Annotated in this window: 15 protein-coding genes; 3 read left to right on the top strand and 12 right to left on the bottom strand. The window is 71.0% G+C overall.

Annotated features, from left to right (window positions below):
- Positions 1-2: 2 nt before the first annotated feature.
- The 4 genes from JTN19_RS04980 to JTN19_RS04965 form a co-directional block, all read right to left on the bottom strand.
- Positions 3-1,622, bottom strand: coding sequence for an ABC-F family ATP-binding cassette domain-containing protein (locus JTN19_RS04980; RefSeq protein ID WP_206930805.1), 1,620 nt, complete (start codon positions 1,620-1,622; stop codon positions 3-5).
- A gap of 54 nt (positions 1,623-1,676) precedes the next feature.
- Positions 1,677-5,015 (bottom strand): PAS domain S-box protein, encoded by a 3,339-nt coding sequence (locus JTN19_RS04975; RefSeq protein ID WP_206930804.1) that lies wholly within the window; start codon positions 5,013-5,015, stop codon positions 1,677-1,679.
- Between the two features lie 120 nt (positions 5,016-5,135).
- Positions 5,136-5,846: a response regulator gene (locus JTN19_RS04970; RefSeq protein WP_206930803.1), complete on the bottom strand. Its 711-nt coding sequence runs from the start codon at positions 5,844-5,846 to the stop codon at positions 5,136-5,138.
- On the bottom strand, positions 5,843-6,910 hold the full coding sequence (locus tag JTN19_RS04965; protein ID WP_206930802.1) for an HWE histidine kinase domain-containing protein: 1,068 nt from the start codon (positions 6,908-6,910) through the stop codon (positions 5,843-5,845). The genes JTN19_RS04970 and JTN19_RS04965 overlap by 4 nt, the downstream gene beginning before the upstream one ends.
- 127 nt (positions 6,911-7,037) lie before the next feature.
- On the opposite strand from JTN19_RS04965, the gene JTN19_RS04960 reads away from it, so the two are divergent.
- Positions 7,038-7,994: an allantoinase PuuE gene (locus JTN19_RS04960; RefSeq protein WP_340643278.1), complete on the top strand. Its 957-nt coding sequence runs from the start codon at positions 7,038-7,040 to the stop codon at positions 7,992-7,994.
- On the opposite strand, the gene ureG is transcribed toward JTN19_RS04960, so the two are convergent.
- The 7 genes from ureG to JTN19_RS04925 are packed head-to-tail and all read right to left on the bottom strand — an operon-like array spanning position 7,981 to position 12,980.
- Positions 7,981-8,607 (bottom strand): urease accessory protein UreG, encoded by a 627-nt coding sequence (gene ureG, locus JTN19_RS04955; RefSeq protein WP_206930801.1) that lies wholly within the window; start codon positions 8,605-8,607, stop codon positions 7,981-7,983. The two genes, JTN19_RS04960 and ureG, sit on opposite strands and share 14 nt — an antisense overlap.
- Positions 8,604-9,344: an urease accessory protein UreF gene (locus JTN19_RS04950; RefSeq protein ID WP_206930800.1), complete on the bottom strand. Its 741-nt coding sequence runs from the start codon at positions 9,342-9,344 to the stop codon at positions 8,604-8,606. The genes ureG and JTN19_RS04950 overlap by 4 nt, the downstream gene beginning before the upstream one ends.
- A complete protein-coding gene (ureE, locus tag JTN19_RS04945; RefSeq protein WP_206930799.1) occupies positions 9,289-9,813 on the bottom strand; it encodes an urease accessory protein UreE in 525 nt (174 codons plus the stop codon). The genes JTN19_RS04950 and ureE overlap by 56 nt, the downstream gene beginning before the upstream one ends.
- 13 nt (positions 9,814-9,826) lie before the next feature.
- On the bottom strand, positions 9,827-11,536 hold the full coding sequence (gene ureC / locus JTN19_RS04940; protein WP_206930798.1) for an urease subunit alpha: 1,710 nt from the start codon (positions 11,534-11,536) through the stop codon (positions 9,827-9,829).
- Positions 11,533-11,838 (bottom strand): urease subunit beta, encoded by a 306-nt coding sequence (locus tag JTN19_RS04935; RefSeq protein ID WP_206930797.1) that lies wholly within the window; start codon positions 11,836-11,838, stop codon positions 11,533-11,535. The genes ureC and JTN19_RS04935 overlap by 4 nt, the downstream gene beginning before the upstream one ends.
- Positions 11,839-11,849: 11 nt before the next feature.
- Entirely contained in the window at positions 11,850-12,152 is a 303-nt protein-coding gene (locus JTN19_RS04930; RefSeq protein WP_206930796.1) for an urease subunit gamma, read from the bottom strand.
- Between the two features lie 24 nt (positions 12,153-12,176).
- Complete coding sequence (locus JTN19_RS04925; RefSeq protein ID WP_206930795.1) at positions 12,177-12,980, bottom strand: urease accessory protein UreD; 804 nt, start codon at positions 12,978-12,980, stop codon at positions 12,177-12,179.
- A gap of 45 nt (positions 12,981-13,025) precedes the next feature.
- On the opposite strand from JTN19_RS04925, the gene JTN19_RS04920 reads away from it, so the two are divergent.
- Positions 13,026-13,859: an NHL repeat-containing protein gene (locus tag JTN19_RS04920; protein ID WP_206930794.1), complete on the top strand. Its 834-nt coding sequence runs from the start codon at positions 13,026-13,028 to the stop codon at positions 13,857-13,859.
- A 10-nt stretch (positions 13,860-13,869) separates the two neighbouring features.
- On the opposite strand, the gene JTN19_RS04915 is transcribed toward JTN19_RS04920, so the two are convergent.
- A complete protein-coding gene (locus JTN19_RS04915; protein ID WP_206930793.1) occupies positions 13,870-14,604 on the bottom strand; it encodes a hypothetical protein in 735 nt (244 codons plus the stop codon).
- A 265-nt stretch (positions 14,605-14,869) separates the two neighbouring features.
- Between JTN19_RS04915 and typA the strand changes: the two genes are divergently transcribed.
- Complete coding sequence (gene typA, locus JTN19_RS04910; protein WP_206930792.1) at positions 14,870-16,717, top strand: translational GTPase TypA; 1,848 nt, start codon at positions 14,870-14,872, stop codon at positions 16,715-16,717.
- The last annotated feature ends 89 nt before the right edge of the window (positions 16,718-16,806 follow it).

Here is a 16,806-nt window from a genome sequence, read left to right as displayed (position 1 = left end):
GGCTAGCTCCGCAGCCCCGGCGCCTCCTGCCCCGTGCGCGCCACGTATTCCGTGTAGCCGCCGCCATAGTCGTGCACGCCCTCGGGCGTCACCTCCAGCACGCGGTTGGAGAGGGCCGCCAGGAAGCGCCGGTCGTGCGAGACGAAGAGCATGGTGCCCTCGTAATTCGCCAGCGCCGCGATGAGCATTTCCTTGGTGGCCATGTCGAGGTGGTTGGTCGGCTCGTCCAGCACGATGAAGTTGGGCGGGTCGAACAGCATGCGCGCCATCACCAGGCGCGCCTTCTCGCCGCCTGACAGCACGCGGCAGCGCTTCTCCACGTCGTCGCCCGGGAAGCCGAAGGCGCCGGCCACGCCGCGCAGCGCCGCCTGGCTGGCGCGGGGGAATTCGTCTTCCAGCGATTGCAGCACGGTGCGGTCGCCATCCAGCAATTCCATGGCGTGCTGCGCGAAATAGGCCATCTTCACGCTGCCGCCGAGCGCCACGCTGCCCGTGTCCGGCGCCAGATGCCCCGTGGCCAGCTTCAGCAGCGTGGACTTGCCCGCGCCATTGGTACCCAGCACCGCGCAGCGCTCGCGCCGGCGCAGCAGGAAGTCGAGCCCCTCATAGATCACGCGCGAGCCATAGCGCTTGTGCACGCCCTTGAGGTTCACGACATCATCGCCCGAGCGCGGCGCGGGCTGGAATTCGAAGCTGATGGCCTGGCGCCGGCGCGGCGGCTCCACGCGCTCGATCTTGTCGAGCTTCTTCACCCGGCTCTGCACCTGGGCGGCGTGGGAGGCGCGGGCCTTGAAGCGCTCGATGAACCTGATCTCCTTGGCCAGCATGGCCTGCTGGCGCTCGAACTGCGCCTGCTGCTGGCGCTCGGCCATGGCGCGCTGGGCTTCGTAGAATTCGTAGTCGCCGGAATAGCTGGTCAGGCTGCCGCCATCGATCTCGATGATCTTGTTGACCACGCGGTTCATGAACTCGCGGTCGTGCGAGGTCATCAGCAGGGCGCCGTCATAGCCGCCCAGGAAGTTCTCCAGCCAGATCAGGCTTTCCAGGTCCAGGTGGTTGGAGGGTTCGTCCAGCAGCATCACGTCGGGCCGCATCAGCAGGATGCGGGCGAGCGCCACGCGCATCTTCCATCCGCCGGAGAGCTTGCCGACATCGCCCTCCATCATCTCCTGGCTGAAACCGAGCCCGTCCAGCACCTCGCGCGCGCGACCCTCCAGCGCGTAGCCGCCCAGCTCCTCGAAGCGGGCCTGCACCTCGCCGAAGCGTTCCAGCACGGCGTCGAAATCCGTCTGGTCGGGGTCGGCGAGGGCGGCTTCCAGCCCGCGCAGCTCGGCCGCCACGGCGCTGACATCGCCCGCGCCCTCCATCACCTCGGCCACCGCGCTGCGGCCCGACATCTCGCCCACATCCTGGCTGAAGAAGCCGATGGTGACGCCGCGGTCCACCAGCACCAGCCCCTCATCGGGCGGCTCCTCGCCGGTGATCATGCGGAACAGCGTGGTCTTGCCCGCGCCATTGGGGCCGACCAGGCCGATCTTCTCGCCGCGTTGCAGGGCGGCGGAGGTCTCGATGAACAGCAGCTGCCGTCCGTTCTGCTTGCTGATGTTGTCGAGGCGGATCATGTTGTGGCGCGCGGCTCCGGCAATGGCGGGCCGCTTATGGCATGGCGGGCCGCCTCAGGCGACCGAGCCCCCGGGCCAGCGCAGATGCGCGGCGGGCAGCTCCATCTCCGCCCGCAGCCCTTCCGGCCGCCAGTCCAGCAGCATCTCGCCGCCCAGCTGCCGGCGCATGGTGGCCTCGATCAGCGTGGCGCCGAAGCCGCGGCGCGTGGGCGGCCCGGCCAGGGGCGGCCCGCTGCGCTCACGCCAGGACAGCAGCAGCCCCCCCGAGGGGCTGCGCCGCCATTCCACATCCACCTCGCCCCCGGGCACCGAGAGCGCGCCGTGCTTGGCCGCGTTGGTGGTCAGCTCGTGCAGCGTCATGGCCAGCGGCTGCACGGCGGCGGGCGCCAGCTCGACCTCCGGCCCCGCCACATGGATGCGCCCGCGCAGGTCGCCCGCCGCCTCGTCCTGGTAGGGTGCCAGCTCCGCCTCCAGCACGGCGGAGAGGGAGGCACCCTTCCAGCTTTCGCGCGCCAGCAGGGTATGGGCGCGGGCCAGCGCCGTGATGCGGCCGGACACCGCGGCGCGGAAGGCCGCGGGGTCCTCCGCGCGGGTCAGCGCCACGACGGATTGCGCGACGGCCAGCGCGTTCTTGGCGCGGTGGTCCACCTCATGCGCCAGCAGCGCCTGGCGTTCCTCGCCCTCCTTGCGGGCGGTGATGTCGATCACCACGCCGGGGAAGCGGGCCGGCTTGCCCGTGAGGTCATGGTAGCAGCGGCCGCGCGCCACCACCCAGCGGATGCGCCCCTGATCGTCCACCACCCGGTGTTCGGCCGCGTAGTCGCCATGGGAGTTCGGGCGGATGGCCTCGTCCAGCAGCGCATGGACGCGCGCCTGGTCGTCAGGATGGATGCCGGCCAGGAACTCCTCCACCGGCACCCCTTCGGCGGCGCGCGCGGGGGCCACGCCGAACAGCCGGGCGAAGCCCGTATCGGCGATCATGGTGCCATTGGGCACGTCCCAGTCCCAGGTACCGATGCCGCCGGCCGCCTGCAGGGCGAAGCGGAAGCGCTCCTCGCTGGCGCGCAGCGCCTCCTCCGCCTCGCGCCGCGCGGTCACGTCGCGGGAGGTGCCGGCCGCGCGCAAGGGCGCGCCGGTCTCGGGGTCGGTCTCGACCAGCACGCCGTAGCTCTCCATATGAAGCCAGCCGGTGTCCTCGGGCGTCCGCACGCGGTACTCCATGCGAAAGCGGGTGGTCTGCCCGCTGGCCAGAAGGTTGTAGGTCTCGCGCACCCGGTTCACGTCCTCGGGGTGGACGACGCGGGCAAGGAACTCCTCCAGCGTGTAGCCTGAGAGCGACAGGCCGGGCCGGGGCGGGATCACGCGGCCCTCGCGCGACATGGTGCCGGTGCGCAGATCCACCTCCCAGCTGCCGAGCCCCGCGACCTCCATCGCCGTGCGCAGCCGGGCCTCGCTGGTCGCGAGCGCGGCTTCGGTCTTGCGCTGCTCGGTCACGTCCAGCGCGATGGCGTAGAGCAGCGGCCGCCCGTCCAGCTCCAGCGGCACCGTCGTCACCAGCACGTCGCGCATGCTGCCGTCGCGGTGCCGGTGGCGCGTCTCGCGCGGGCCACCGGGGCCGCGCGGGCGGGGCGCGCCGTGGCGCGGCCCGGCGTCGAGGTCGGTGAGGAACATGCCCCGCAGCGCCTCCGGCGAGTGGCCCAGCATGGCCGTCGCGGTGGCGTTGCAGTCGAGGATGCGGCGCGTCACGGCGTCCGCCAGGTAGGCGGCCACGGGCGCCGACTGGAACAGCGCGCGCGAGCGTGCCTCGGCCGAGGCCAGTGCCTCCGCCGCAGCTCGGGCCGCGCCCACATCGGTGAAGGCGCAGACCGCGAAGGCGATCTCACCCGAGGCGTCGCGGATCGGCGCGGCACTGACCTCAAGCCAGGTCGCCTCGCCATTGCCGCGCTCGTAGCGCATGTGCTGGCCATCCACACACTCGCCGAAGAGCAGCGCGCGGATGATGGGGAAATCCTCCGGCCGGTAGGGCGTGCCGTCGGGATGGGCGGCCGGGTATTGCCGATAGGCCTCCAGTTCCGGCGTTTCCGCCAGCTCATGGCCCAGGATGCGCTCGGCGCGGGCGTTGTGGAACAGCAGCCGGCCCGTGGGCGCCTCGGCGATGCTGATGCCCACGGGCACTTGCTCCAGCACCTGGCGCAGCCTCTCCTCGCTCTGCTGGCGGACGTGCAGCAGGGCGGCGGCGTCCTCCGCGCACCGGCGCAGCGCGGCCTCCGCCCCGGCGAAGCCCAGGCGCAGCTCCTCCAGTTCCCGGATGGGGGTGGGGAGCAGCGCCGGGGGGGCCGGGCGCGGCCCTTCCGGCCCCTGCGCCAGGGACTCGCGCGCGATGGCGCGGGCATGGGCGGCCAGCGCCCGCGCCGGGGCCAGCAATTGTCCCCCCAGCAGCCAGGCCAGCAGCCCGGTGAGCGCGGCCGCGACCAACCCGCCCAGCAGCAGCCATTGCGCCGGCGCGCGCAGCATGGCCAGGTGGGCGTCGAGGGGGATGGCGAGGGTCAGGCTCCATCCGGGCAGGCCGGGGATGGCGGCGAAGCCCAGAAGCCAGGGCGCGCCATTGGCGGCCTCGGCGGAGAAGGCGAGCGGCTCGCCCTCGCGCCAGGGTACGATGGGAGGGAGGGTGCCGGACGGTTCGCCGGCCTCGACCACGGGCCAGCCCGCCGCGTCGGACACGATGATCACCGCCCCGGGCGGGACCAGATGCGTGGCCATCCTCTCGCGCAGGCGCGCGGGTCGCAGGGTGGCGCCGAGCAGGGCCGAGGGTTGGCCCCCTTCGCCCCGCAGCGGCAGGAAGAAGGCGAGCCGAGGCTGCCCCGTCCTGTCCTGCAGAAGCAGGTTGCTCACCGTGGGCGCATTGGTCGCGAGGGCGCGCTCCGCGGCCGCAAGCGCGGCCTCCTGCGGCGAGGCCTCGCCGGGCGCGGCCGTGGTGCGCAGCCATTCCTGCCCGGTGAGGTCGGTGATGGCGATGACCGCGTCCAGCGCCGCGGCCACCCGCTCCGCCTGCCCGGCAAGCCCGGCGAGGTCCTGGGCCGAGAGGGCGGCGTCTGGAGGCGGGGAAAGGGCGGGCGCCATCGCGAGCCCTTCCAGCGCCGTGCGGGTCAGCGCCACGTCCTGCTCCACCGCCAGGGCGAAGGTGTGGGCGACGCGGGTGACGCGCTCATCGAGGCCCGCGCGGACCCCTTCGGCGGCGATCCATGCCGCGGCCACCGTCAGCATCACGACGGGCAGCACCGCCGCCAGGACGAGGCCCAGCAGCCAGGTGCCGATGCCGACATGCAGGCGCGTGGAAGGTGGCTCGGCCGGCGGCGCGGCCGCACCGGGCGGAAGGCGAGTCGGCGTGCGCATCATAGAGGCATCGACGAATAGCCTGACGTCATGCTGGCCACATCCCCGTTGGCTGGCTTGCGTACAGTATCTTTCGGCCCGGCACATTGGGAAATGGGGAGTTGCCGGCGAAAGGGAAGCTCAAACCTCCGGCAGGGCGAAGATGGCGCCCGTCGCGCCATTCCCCTCCGCGCCAGCCGCGCCGCGCATCATCAGGGCGCGCGGCCCCTCGGGCGTGACGAGGCGGAAGCGCACCTCGCGCGCGGCCGTCTCCGCGCAGGCGGCGCGCAGCCCCGCGCGCAGCCCGGCCTGGTCCTCCTCATGCACGCGGGCCAGCAGGGTGGCGAGGGAGGTCGGGCCCTCCGGCATGCCCAGCAGGGCCTGCGCCCCGGCATCGAGGCGCAGCGCGTCGCGCTTGCGGTGGAAGCTCCAGAGGCCGATGCCCGCGGCCGCCAGCGCCGCCTCTGTCGGGAAGGGGAGGCTGGCCGGCATGGGCAGCAGCGCCGAGAGCGCCTCGGCCAGTTCGGGCGCCGAGTGCGGCTTCTGCACGGAAGGGTGGTGGCGGTAGCCTTCCTCGATGCTGTCGGCGCTGTAGGCGGTGGAGAAGACGAAGGGCAGGCCGCGCCGCACCAGTGCGTCGGCCACCGGGTAGCACTTCTCGCGGTTGAGGTTCACGTCCAGCACCGCGGCGTCAATTCCCTCGCGGCCGATGAGGTCCAGCGCCTCGGCCACGCCCGCCGCCGGGCCCACCACCACGCAGCCATAGGAGGTCAGCATGTCCTGCAATGCCCAGGCCAGGATGACCTCGTCCTCGACGATGAGGATGCGTTGCCCCGCGAGGCGCTCGGTCATGAAGTCCTCCCATCCGCCCGGAGGGGCAGGGTGATGTCGCAGACCAGGCCCGTGGCCTCCAGGCTGAGCGTCGCGGTGCCGCCCAACCCGTGCCGCACGCTCCCTTCGATCAGCCGCATGCCGAAGCCCTTGTCGTAGAGGGGCTTCATGCGGGGGCCTCCGGCCTCCTGCCAGCGCAGGGCCAGCAGCCCGCCGCGCGGCGGCGAGCGGACCGACCAATGGATGCGGACAACGCCATCATCCCCCGATAACGCCCCGTGGCGCATCGCGTTGACCGCAAGTTCGTGCAGGGCCATGGCGGTGGTCAGCGCGACGTTGGTGGGCAGGCGCACATCCTCGCCTTCCATCTCCAGCCGCGCCGCCAGTTCGCGCGGGATGGTGGGCGGCTGGAGCGCCACGCCCAGCACCTGCCGCAGGGTGATGTGGCCGTCCATCTCGTCGCGCAGCATCGCCTGGGCGCGGGAGAAGGCGAGGACACGCCCCGTCAGCGTCTCCACCAACGCGGTGGGTGCCTTGCCGCGCAGGCTGTGGCGGATCATTTCCAGCACGGCGGAGAACATGTTCTGCGTGCGGTGGTTCATCTCCACCAGCAGCAGGCGCATCCGGTCCACCTCCTGGTGCTGCGGCGTGATGTCGTGCATGGCCAGCACCCGGTGGCCAGGCCCGCCCTCCGTGCCGGGCACGGAGGTGATGGACAGGGCGGCCCAGAAGGTGGTCCCGTCCTTGCGGCGGAAGCAGTATTCCGCGGGGCCGCCGGGCATGCCGGTATCGGCCAGCGTCAGCCCTTCCTCCAGGCTGGTATCGCCCTTGCGGCCCAGCAGGCCGCAGAGCGCGCGGCCCTCCAGCTCGGCCGGGGCGAAGCCGCTCAGCGCGCCGAAGGCCGTGTTGGCGAAGAGGATGCTGGCGCCCGCGCCGCCCTGAAGCACCACGACGGGCAGGCGCAGCGCCTCGGTCGCGCCGCGCAGGAGTTCGGGCGTGACGCATGGCGCATGGGGCGGGGGCCGTCCCTGACGCTTGGCACGCTCCTGCATGACCTCTCCCACCGGAATGGTCGCCGTCGTCATGATGCGTCGCGGGGTGCGCCACAAGATGCGACTGGGCGACGCGAGTTGACCCACAGAGTTACAATGTCAACCATAGGCGATGCCCCGGTATGGGATGCAAGATGCATGAGCGGTTAAGGATGGCGGCATGAGCATGACCGGCAATCCCGCCTTCGCGCGGGACCTCATCGGCTACGGGGCGCATCCGCCGCACCCTCGCTGGCCGGGGGGCGCGCGCATCGCGGTCAACTTCGTGATGAACTACGAGGAGGGTTCCGAACCTTCCTTCATGGACAATGATGGCCGGTCGGAGGTGGGGCTGACGGAGATGGCGGCCTCGCCCGTGCCGGCGGGCCAGCGCGACCTGGCGGCCGAGGGCATGTTCGAATACGGCGTGCGCGTGGGGTTCTGGCGCGTGATGCGCCTCTTCGCCGAGCGCGGCCTGCCCATGACCATCTTCGCCTGCGCCCTGGCCCTGGAACGCCACCCGCCCGCCGCCGCCGCCATCCGCCAGGCGGGGCACGACATCTGCTGCCATGGCTGGCGCTGGATCGAGCATTTCAAGCTGACGCGGGAGGAGGAGCGCGAGCATATCCGCCTGGCGGTGGAGAGCCTCGCGCGCAGCACCGGCAACCGTCCGCTCGGCTGGTATTGCCGCTATGGACCCAGCGTGAACACCCGCGCGCTGCTGGCCGAGGAGGGGGGCTTCCTCTACGACAGCGATGCCTACAATGACGAACTGCCCTACTGGGTGCTGCAGGACGGCAAGCCCGTGCTGGTCGTGCCGTATTCGCTGGTGACGAACGACGCGAAGTTCGGCCGCGGGCCGTTCAGCACGGCGGATGACTACTTCACCTTCCTGCGCGACCAGTTCGACATGCTCTACGCCGAGGGCGCCACGCAGCCGAAGATGATGTCCTGCGGGCTGCACCTGCGGCTGATCGGCCACCCCGCGCGGGCGGTGGGGTTGGCGCGCTTCCTGGACTACATCCGTGGCCATGAGGGCGTGTGGGTGGCGCGGCGCATCGAGATCGCGGAGCATTGGCGCCGCACCTTCCCCTACAGCCCGGGGATGGAGCAGATGGTTCGGATCAGCGCGGCCTGAGGCCGCCCTGTTCCAGGATGAAATCCGCGATCTCGGCCACGCCGTGATCCACCTTGAGGTTGGTGAAGATGAAGGGCCGCGCGCCGCGCATCTTGCGCGCGTCGCGGTCCATCACCGAGAGGTCGGCGCCCACCAGCGGGGCGAGGTCGATCTTGTTGATCACCAGCAGGTCCGAGCGCGTGATGCCCGGCCCGCCCTTGCGGGGAATCTTGTCGCCGGCGCTGACGTCGATCACGTAGATGGTGAGGTCCGCGAGTTCCGGGCTGAAGGTGGCGGCGAGATTGTCGCCGCCGCTCTCGATGAACAGGACTTCCAGCAGCGGGAAGCGCGCGTTCATGTCGTCCACCGCCGCGAGGTTGATGGAGGCGTCCTCGCGGATGGCGGTGTGCGGGCAGCCGCCGGTCTCGACGCCCATGATGCGTTCGGGTGCCAGGGCGCCTGCGCGCGTCAGGAACTCCGCATCCTCCTTGGTGTAGATGTCGTTGGTGATGGCCGCGATGTCGTGTGTCTTCGACAGCAGGCGGCAGAGGCGTTCCACCAGCGCGGTCTTGCCGGAGCCCACCGGGCCGCCCACGCCCACGCGCAGCGGGCCATTCGTGGTTCCTTGGGTCATGAGCGGAAGAGCCTCGTGTATTGGGTTTCGTGGCGCATGGAGAGAATGTCGAGCAGCGGCGCGGAGGTGGCCAGCGCCTCGCGGCCGGTGGCTTGTGCGCTGTCCGCGGCGGCGGCGATGACGGGGCCGAGCGCGGCCGTGACGCGCTGCCCATCGGTCTGGCCGAGCGGCACCAGGCGCACGCCCGCGCTGACCAGATTCGCCGCGAAGCCGTGCAGATAGGCCAGCAGGGCAGGGCGCCGCGCCAGCCCCGCGAAGCCCGCCGCCGCGCCGAAGGCGACAGCGTGCGTCAGACGGCCGCGATGCCGCGCGGCGAAGGCGGCGAAGCGCGCATCAGGCCAGGTGGTGGCGGTGACGGAGGCGAAGCTGCCGCCCTGCTGCGTGGCCTCCAGCGCGTGCTCGGCTGTGCCGCGCCAGGCGAAGGCCTCTTCCGCCACCTCGTCCAGCGCCGCGTCATCGCCGGCCGCGTCATGGGCGGCGCACAGCATCACCCCGTCCACATGCCCGGCGCCGCGCATCAGCACGGTGGTGATGTAAGCGGTCAGCGCCGGGGCGTTGGGGAGGCGTCCCTCCTCCACCGCCATCTCGATGCCATGGCTGTAGCTGAACCCGCCCACTGGATAGGCGGGCGAGGTCCAGGCGAGGAGGCGGAAGAAATCGCCCTCTTGCAGTTCCATGCGGTCAGTCGTGGTGGTGATGGTGGTGGCCGTCGCCATGGTGGTGGTGGTGGTCGCCATGCCCATGGTGGTGCTGATGGGCGCTGCGGTTGTGCTCGCCATAGGCGCCGCCCTCCGGGTTGAAGGGCGCGCGCACGCGGGCGATGACGGCGCCCATGCCGCGCAGCATGTCCTCGATGACATGGTCCTCGCGGATCAGGATGCGGTCCTGGTGCAGTTCGGCGGGAAGGTGCCGGTTGCCGAGATGCCAGGCGATGCGCATCAGCGGCATGGAGGTGCCGGCGCGCACCTCCACCAGCGGTTCGTCGGCGGCGCGGACCAGGATGACGCGGCCATCCTCCAGCTCCAGCCCATCGCCGTCGCGCAGCACCTGGGCTTCCGGGAGGTCCAGGACGAAGGCGATGCCGCCCGCCGTCTCATAGCGCTTGCGGCGGCGGAAGCGGTCGTCGAAGTCGAGGCGCACCTCGCCATCGGGGGGGAAGCTGCCGGCGGGCTTCACGCCGCGGGCGCGCGGGAGCATGTCGTGCATGGCGTGTCCTTCGTCAGAACAGGAAATAGCGCTGCGCCATGGGCAGCACCTTCGCGGGTTCGCAGATCAGCAATTCGCCATCGGCGCGGACCTCATAGGTCTCGGGGTTCACCTCCATGCGGGGTGTGGCGCCATTCAGCACCATGTCGCGCTTGGAGATGCCGCCGCGCGTGTTGCCCACCGCCAGCAGCGGCCGTTGCAGGCCGAGCGCGCGGCCCACATCGGCGTCCAGCGCGGCGCCCGAGACGAAGGTGATCGAACCCAGCGTCATCGCCCGGCCGAAGCTGCCGAACATGGGCCGGTAATGCACGGGCTGTGGCGTGGGGATGGAGGCGTTGGGGTCGCCCATCGGCGCCATGGCGATGCTGCCGCCCTTGATCACCATGTCCGGCTTCACGCCGAAGAAGGCGGGCGACCAGAGCACGAGGTCCGCGAGCTTGCCCACCTCCACGCTGCCCACATGCTGCGCGATGCCCTGCGCGAGTGCCGGGTTGATGGTGTATTTCGCGATGTAGCGGCGGGCGCGGAAATTGTCGTTCTCGCCGGTTTCCTCCGGCAGGCGGCCGCGCTGCACCTTCATCTTGTGGGCGGTCTGCCAGGTGCGGATGATGACCTCGCCCACGCGTCCCATCGCCTGGCTGTCGGAGGACATCATGGAGATGGCGCCGATGTCGTGCAGGATGTCCTCGGCCGCGATCGTCTCGCGCCGGATGCGGGATTCGGCGAAGGCCACATCCTCCGGGATGCGCGCATCGAGGTGATGGCAGACCATGAGCATGTCCAGATGCTCATCCACCGTGTTCACCGTGTAGGGCATGGTGGGGTTGGTGCTGCTGGGCAGCACATTGGCCTCGCCCACCAGGCGCAATATGTCCGGCGCATGGCCGCCGCCTGCGCCCTCGGTGTGGAAGGCGTGGATGGTGCGGCCCTCGAAGGCGGCGATGGTGTCATCCACGAAGCCGCTCTCGTTCAGCGTGTCGGTGTGGATGGCGACCTGCACGTCGAAGCGGTCCGCGACACTCAGGCAGTTGCGGATGGTCTGGGGGGTGGTGCCCCAATCCTCGTGCAGCTTGAAGCCGGCGGCCCCGGCGCGGACCTGTTCCTCCAGCCCCGCCGGCAAGGCGGCATTGCCCTTGCCAAGGAAGCCGAGGTTCATCGGGAAGGCCTCCGCCGCCTGCAACATGCGCCCGATATGCCAGGGGCCCGGCGTCACGGTGGTGGCCAGCGTGCCATGCGCGGGCCCGGTGCCGCCACCGAACATGGTGGTGACGCCGGAGGCCAGCGCCTCCTCGATCTGCTGCGGGCAGATGAAATGGATATGGGCGTCCATCCCGCCCGCGGTCAGGATCTTGCCCTCGCCCGCGATGATCTCGGTGCCCGGGCCGATGACGATGTCCACGCCGGGCTGCGTGTCCGGATTGCCCGCCTTGCCGATGGCGCTGATGCGCCCGTCGCGCAAAGCCACATCGGCCTTCACCACGCCCCAATGGTCGAGGATGAGGGCGTTGGTGATGACGGTGTCCGCCGCCCCCTGTTCGCGCGTGCGCTGGGACTGGCCCATGCCGTCGCGGATCACCTTGCCGCCGCCGAACTTCACCTCCTCGCCGTAAGTGGTGAGGTCGCGCTCGACTTCGATGAACAATTCCGTGTCGGCCAGCCGCACGCGGTCGCCCACCGTGGGGCCATACATGCCAGCATAGGCGCTGCGCGAAAGCCGGCTCACAGCGCGCCCTCCACATCGCCGCGGAAACCGTGCACCACGCGGTCGCCGTGCAGGGGCACCAGCCTCACGCGGCGGCTCTGGCCGGGCTCGAAGCGCACCGCCGTTCCGGCCGGGATGTCCAGGCGCTGGCCCCGCGCGGCGGCGCGGTCGAAGTCCAGCGCCGGGTTCGTCTCGAAGAAGTGGTAGTGGCTGCCGACCTGGATGGGGCGGTCGCCGGTGTTGGCCACATCGAGTTCCGTCACGGGCTGGCCCGCATTCAGCTCGATCTCGCCGGGGGCGCAGATCACTTCGCCTGGAATCATGCGCCTGGCCCTCAGCGGATGGGGTTGTGGACGGTGACGAGCTTGGTGCCGTCGGGGAAGGTCGCTTCCACCTGGATGTCGTGGATCATCTCCGCGACACCCTCCATGCATTGGTCGCGCCGCAGCACCTCGCCGCCGGCCGCCATGAGGTCGGCCACGGAGCGGCCATCCCGCGCGCCCTCCACCACGAAATCGGTGATGAGGGCGATGGCCTCGGGGTGGTTGAGCTTCACGCCGCGTTCCAGCCGCTTTCGGGCCACCTGGGCGGCCATGGCGATGAGCAGCTTGTCTTTCTCGCGGGGCGTCAGTTGCATCGCAGCATCATGGAACGTTCGGTGTCAGCACGTCCACAGTCTCGGCAGGGTGGCGGGGCGGCCGAGGGCGGCTGACCGCAGGGCCGGGATGGCGGCCATGATGCCCGCCCGCACCTCTACCGCGCGCCCCAGGAAGCGCAGCAGCAGCAGGCCCGGCCGGGGCAGGCTGGCCTGGCCGCCCGTCAGGTCGCGGGCCAACTCCCGGTGGCGAGCGGCCTCGGGGTGCGCCAGCAGCATCAGCCCCAGCGCCTCGGCGCCATCCAGCGCGTGGGGGGCGTCCCGCGCGGCCTCGTCGAGTGCGATGGCATCGGCCCAGGCCAGGCGCCCGTCCAAGTGCAGGCGCCAGGCCTCGCGCGCCGTGCCGCGCCGCCAGGCCTCACCGCGCGCGATGCGGCCCAGCACCAGGGATTCGGTCGCCAGCAGCGCGCCGCCGGGCGCCACATGGGCTTCGGTGCGGCGGTCCAGCCGGGCGCCGTCGAACAGGATGGCCTCTTGCGGCAGGTATTCCAGTGCGGCGCCCTCACCCACCTCCATCCGAGTCCGCAGCGACGCCACGGGGCCCAGGCTGGCGTAGAGCTTCTCCGCCGCCGGGGTCGTCACCAGGGCCTGGGCGCCGTGCGACAGCACCAGCTCCGCCCGCACCGCATCGCCCCCCGCCAGCCCGCCCGCCGTGTTCACCAGCGCGGCCTGCAAGGGTTCGCCGGGCTCGGGCGTGGGGAAGAGCAGGCGCAGCGGCGCCTTCTGGTAGAGGCGCGTGATCCCCCCCGGCCCGACCTCCAGCCGCGCCTCGCCCTCGGCCCTTTGATGGCGCGCATCCGATTCCCGCATGGGTTCAGCGTGGCCGTGGCGCCCTGGGCATGGCAACATGGCGTCATGCTCTACGTGACGCTTGGCGCCCGGCGCTACCGCATCGAACGCCCCTGGGGCGACCTACCCACCGACATGGGCGGCGTGACCGATGTCGCGACCGACGCCGATGGCCGCATCTATGTCGGCCTGCGGCGGGATTCCTACACCTCCGCCCCCGGCCCCACCGTGATCGTGCTGGACGCCGCGGGCGCGCGCATCGGCGCCTTCGGCGAGGAGGTGGCGGATCTGCACATGCTGGACGTGGCCCCGGACGGGCTGATCCATGTCGTGGACCGCGACGCGCATGAGATCATCGCCTTCGACCGTGAAGGCGTGGTCCGCCGGCGGCTCGGCACGCGGCACCAGGCCTGCAAGCCCTTCAACTCCCCCTGCGACATCGGCTTCGCCCCCGACGGCACGGCCTATGTGGCCGATGGCTATGCGGCCTCCCGCGTGCATGTCTTCGCCCCCGATGGCACCCCGCGTGAGGGCTGGGGCACGCCGGGGCAGCGGGCGGGCGAATTCTCCACCCCCCATTCCGTCCGGGTGGGCGTGGAGGGCGAGGTGGCGGTGGCCGACCGCGAGAACAACCGCGTGCAGGTCTTCACCCTGGAGGGCCGCTTCCTCCGCTCGCTCTACCTTCTGCACAAGCCCATGGCCGTGACGGCCGATGCCGAGGGCAACTGGTGGGTGACCGACCAGGTGCCGAGCCTCTCGGTCTTCTCGCGCCAGGGGGTGCTGATCTCCAAGGCGCGGGCGGTGCTGAACGGGGCGCATGGCATGGCGCTGCACCCCGATGGCAGCGTGCTGCTGGCCGAGATGACGCCCTCGCGGCTGACGCGGCTGGTGCCGGAGTGACGGGGCGGCCTCAGTAACTGATCGGCTGGCCCCGTACCGGCGGCGCCTGGGGGCCGGGCGCGCCCTTGCCCGAGGGGGCGCCGGGGGCCGGTGCGGACGGCCCGGGGGCGGAGAAGGGCTGTGTGGGCTGGTTGGGCTGGCTCGGCTGGGCGGGCGGGGTGCCGCCGAAGGGCTGTGACGGTTCCGCGCCATGGGAGCGCATGCAGGTCACGAGGCGGCCCATCGCCTCGGAGGAGCCGTTGAGGCTGACGGCCCAGTCGGGCTCGCTGCCGTCCGGGAAGGTGAGAATGAGGCGGCTCCCGTTGCGGAACTCCCGCTCGAAGCGCGGAATGCCGCTTCTCATCGTCCATTGCATCGAGTTGCGCTGGCCTGTCGCCTGGGGCGCGGCCCAGGCCGCCCCCTCGTCGATCCGCATGCTGATGGCCATGCGGGTGCCCTGCGGGATGCGCCAACTGGCCTTGAAAGCCTGGAACAGAATGAAGTTGCTGCCGCGCACATGCTGGACGTGCAGCCGGCGCCCCTCGCTGCCCTGGGCCACCATGCCGCACACGTTGCGGCCGGCCGGCGTCACCATGGAATAGACGGACCAGGCGCCGTAGCGGCCGAGGGGGGTGGTCTGGGTCCGGGCCTGGGGCTGGTTCTGCGTTTGGGGCTGGTTCTGGGCCTGGACGGGCTGCGCCAGCCAAAGACTGGCCAGGCCGCACAGACCCAGCAGGCGGAGGGTGGGGGCAAGAACTCGCTTCATCGCATTCGCTTCCCGGCTATGGTTGCAGCGCCGGGGCGGCGTTCCGTCTGGGCAAAACCACCTGCACCCCGGTTGATCTGCGGCCTATGCCTCGCGCAATTCCGGTGGCGGGGCTCTGCCATAACATTTGAACGCGGCAAAAGGTGCGACTTCCACTGGCTATTTCTCGCCGGACCCCCTAGATACCGCGCCACAAGCCCAAAATCCCTCTTCCCGCCGCCTGGGCCATTCTCGCCCGGGCCTGCCCATGTCCGGAGCCTGCCCCATGCCGATGCGCAACCTCGCCATCATCGCGCACGTCGACCACGGCAAGACCACGCTGGTGGATCAACTGCTGAAGCAGGCCGGCACCTTCCGGGAAAACCAGCAGGTGGCCGAACGGGCCATGGACCGGAACGATCTCGAAAAGGAACGCGGCATCACCATCCTGGCCAAGTGCACGGCCGTGGAATGGGAGGGCACCAAGCTCAACATCGTGGACACCCCCGGCCACGCCGATTTCGGCGGCGAGGTGGAGCGCATCCTCTCCATGGTGGACGGCGCCATCCTGCTGGTGGACGCGGCCGAGGGCGTGCTGCCCCAGACCAAGTTCGTGCTCGGCAAGGCGCTGGCCCGCGGCATCCGCCCCATCGTGGTGGTGAACAAGGTGGACCGGCAGGACGCCCGCCCGCACGAGGTGCATGACGAGGTGTTCGACCTCTTCGCCAATCTCGGCGCCTCGGACGAGCAGCTGGACTTCCCCATGCTCTTCGCCTCCGGCCGCCAGGGCTGGGCCGATGAGAGCATGGAGGGCCCGCGCGAGAACCTGGACGCGCTGTTCAACCTGGTGGTGCGCCATGTGCCGGAGCCCAAGGTGGACCCCGCCGCGCCCTTCGCCATGAACGCCTCCATCCTGGAATACGACAACTTCCTGGGCCGCATCCTGACCGGCCGCATCGAGCAGGGCGTGGCCCGGCTGAACATGCCCGTGAAGGTGCTGCGCGCGGACGGCACCCAGGTCGAGACCGGGCGGCTCACCAAGCTGCTGACCTTCCGCGGGCTGGAGCGCGTGCCGGTGGACGAGGCGCAGGCGGGCGACATCATCGCCATCGCCGGCCTGTCGGACACCACCATCCCCGACACCATCTGCGCGCCCGAGCAGAGCGTGGCGCTGCCTTCCGTGCCGGTGGACCCGCCGACGCTCGCCATGACCTTCCGCGTCAATGACGGCCCGCTGGGCGGCCGCGAGGGCAAGAAGGTGACCTCGCGCCAGATCCGCGACCGCCTCTTCCGCGAGGCCGAGGGCAACGTCGCCATCCAGATCCGCGACAGCGAGGAGACGGACGCCTTCGAGGTGGCCGGCCGCGGCGAACTCCAGCTCGGCGTGCTGATCGAGCAGATGCGCCGCGAGGGCTTCGAGCTGACCATCGGCCGCCCCCGCGTGCTGACGCGCGAGAATGCCGAGACGGGCGTCCGCGAGGAGCCCTACGAGGAAGTGCTGGTGGATGTGGACGAGGCCTATTCGGGCGTCGTCGTCGAGAAGCTCTCCCTCCGCAAGGGGCAGATGCAGGACATGCGGCCCTCGGGCGGCGGCAAGACGCGGCTGACCTTCCACATGCCCTCGCGCGGGCTGATCGGCTACCACTCGGAATTCCTGACGGACACGCGCGGCACCGGCATCATGAACCGCCTCTTCCTGGGCTACCAGGAATGGGCGGGCGTGATCGAGGGGCGGCGCAACGGCAGCCTGATCTCCAACGTGGATGGCGAGACGACGCAATACGCGCTCTTCGCCCTGCAGGAGCGTGGCGCGCTGTTCCTGGGCGCCGGCGCCAAGGTCTATGTCGGCATGATCATCGGCGAGAATTCGCGCGATGACGACCTGGAGGTGAACCCGGTCAAGGAGAAGAAGCTGACGAACATCCGCGCCGCCGGCAAGGATGACGCGCTGCTGCTGATCCCGCCCCGGCGCATGAGCCTGGAGCAGGCCATCGCCTATATCGAGGATGACGAGCTGGTGGAGGTGACGCCGAGCGCGGTGCGTCTTCGCAAGCGCTACCTCGACCCGCATGAGCGCAAGCGCGCCCAGCGCCGCGCCGATGGCATGACCGTGAAGGGTGACCCGGTCGGCTGAGGCCGGAGCGGTTAACGGCCCTCCGAGCCACCTGACTTGCCGCGTCCCCGCGCGGCATGGCATCTCCCTCTCCCAACGACGCAGTTCCG

It is taken from the genome of Roseococcus thiosulfatophilus (assembly GCF_017311575.1).
In the GTDB taxonomy this organism is placed as follows: domain Bacteria; phylum Pseudomonadota; class Alphaproteobacteria; order Acetobacterales; family Acetobacteraceae; genus Roseococcus; species Roseococcus thiosulfatophilus.
Note: the sequence above shows the minus strand (reverse complement) of the source record. Positions and strands in the feature narration are given on the sequence as shown.

What these genes read in the sequence shown, in the direction of transcription:
- JTN19_RS04960 (WP_340643278.1), top strand. Translation starts at nt 7,038, where the DNA reads ATGAGCATGACCGGCAATCCCGCCTTCGCGCGGGACCTCATCGGCTAC.
- ureE (WP_206930799.1), bottom strand. Translation starts at nt 9,813, where the DNA reads ATGCACGACATGCTCCCGCGCGCCCGCGGCGTGAAGCCCGCCGGCAGC.
- JTN19_RS04975 (WP_206930804.1), bottom strand. Translation starts at nt 5,015, where the DNA reads ATGCGCACGCCGACTCGCCTTCCGCCCGGTGCGGCCGCGCCGCCGGCC.
- typA (WP_206930792.1), top strand. Translation starts at nt 14,870, where the DNA reads ATGCCGATGCGCAACCTCGCCATCATCGCGCACGTCGACCACGGCAAG.
- JTN19_RS04930 (WP_206930796.1), bottom strand. Translation starts at nt 12,152, where the DNA reads ATGCAACTGACGCCCCGCGAGAAAGACAAGCTGCTCATCGCCATGGCC.
- JTN19_RS04915 (WP_206930793.1), bottom strand. Translation starts at nt 14,604, where the DNA reads ATGAAGCGAGTTCTTGCCCCCACCCTCCGCCTGCTGGGTCTGTGCGGC.
- JTN19_RS04950 (WP_206930800.1), bottom strand. Translation starts at nt 9,344, where the DNA reads ATGGCGACCACCACCACCACCATGGCGACGGCCACCACCATCACCACC.
- JTN19_RS04920 (WP_206930794.1), top strand. Translation starts at nt 13,026, where the DNA reads ATGCTCTACGTGACGCTTGGCGCCCGGCGCTACCGCATCGAACGCCCC.
- JTN19_RS04925 (WP_206930795.1), bottom strand. Translation starts at nt 12,980, where the DNA reads ATGCGGGAATCGGATGCGCGCCATCAAAGGGCCGAGGGCGAGGCGCGG.
- ureG (WP_206930801.1), bottom strand. Translation starts at nt 8,607, where the DNA reads ATGACCCAAGGAACCACGAATGGCCCGCTGCGCGTGGGCGTGGGCGGC.
- JTN19_RS04935 (WP_206930797.1), bottom strand. Translation starts at nt 11,838, where the DNA reads ATGATTCCAGGCGAAGTGATCTGCGCCCCCGGCGAGATCGAGCTGAAT.
- JTN19_RS04980 (WP_206930805.1), bottom strand. Translation starts at nt 1,622, where the DNA reads ATGATCCGCCTCGACAACATCAGCAAGCAGAACGGACGGCAGCTGCTG.
- JTN19_RS04970 (WP_206930803.1), bottom strand. Translation starts at nt 5,846, where the DNA reads ATGACCGAGCGCCTCGCGGGGCAACGCATCCTCATCGTCGAGGACGAG.
- JTN19_RS04965 (WP_206930802.1), bottom strand. Translation starts at nt 6,910, where the DNA reads ATGACGACGGCGACCATTCCGGTGGGAGAGGTCATGCAGGAGCGTGCC.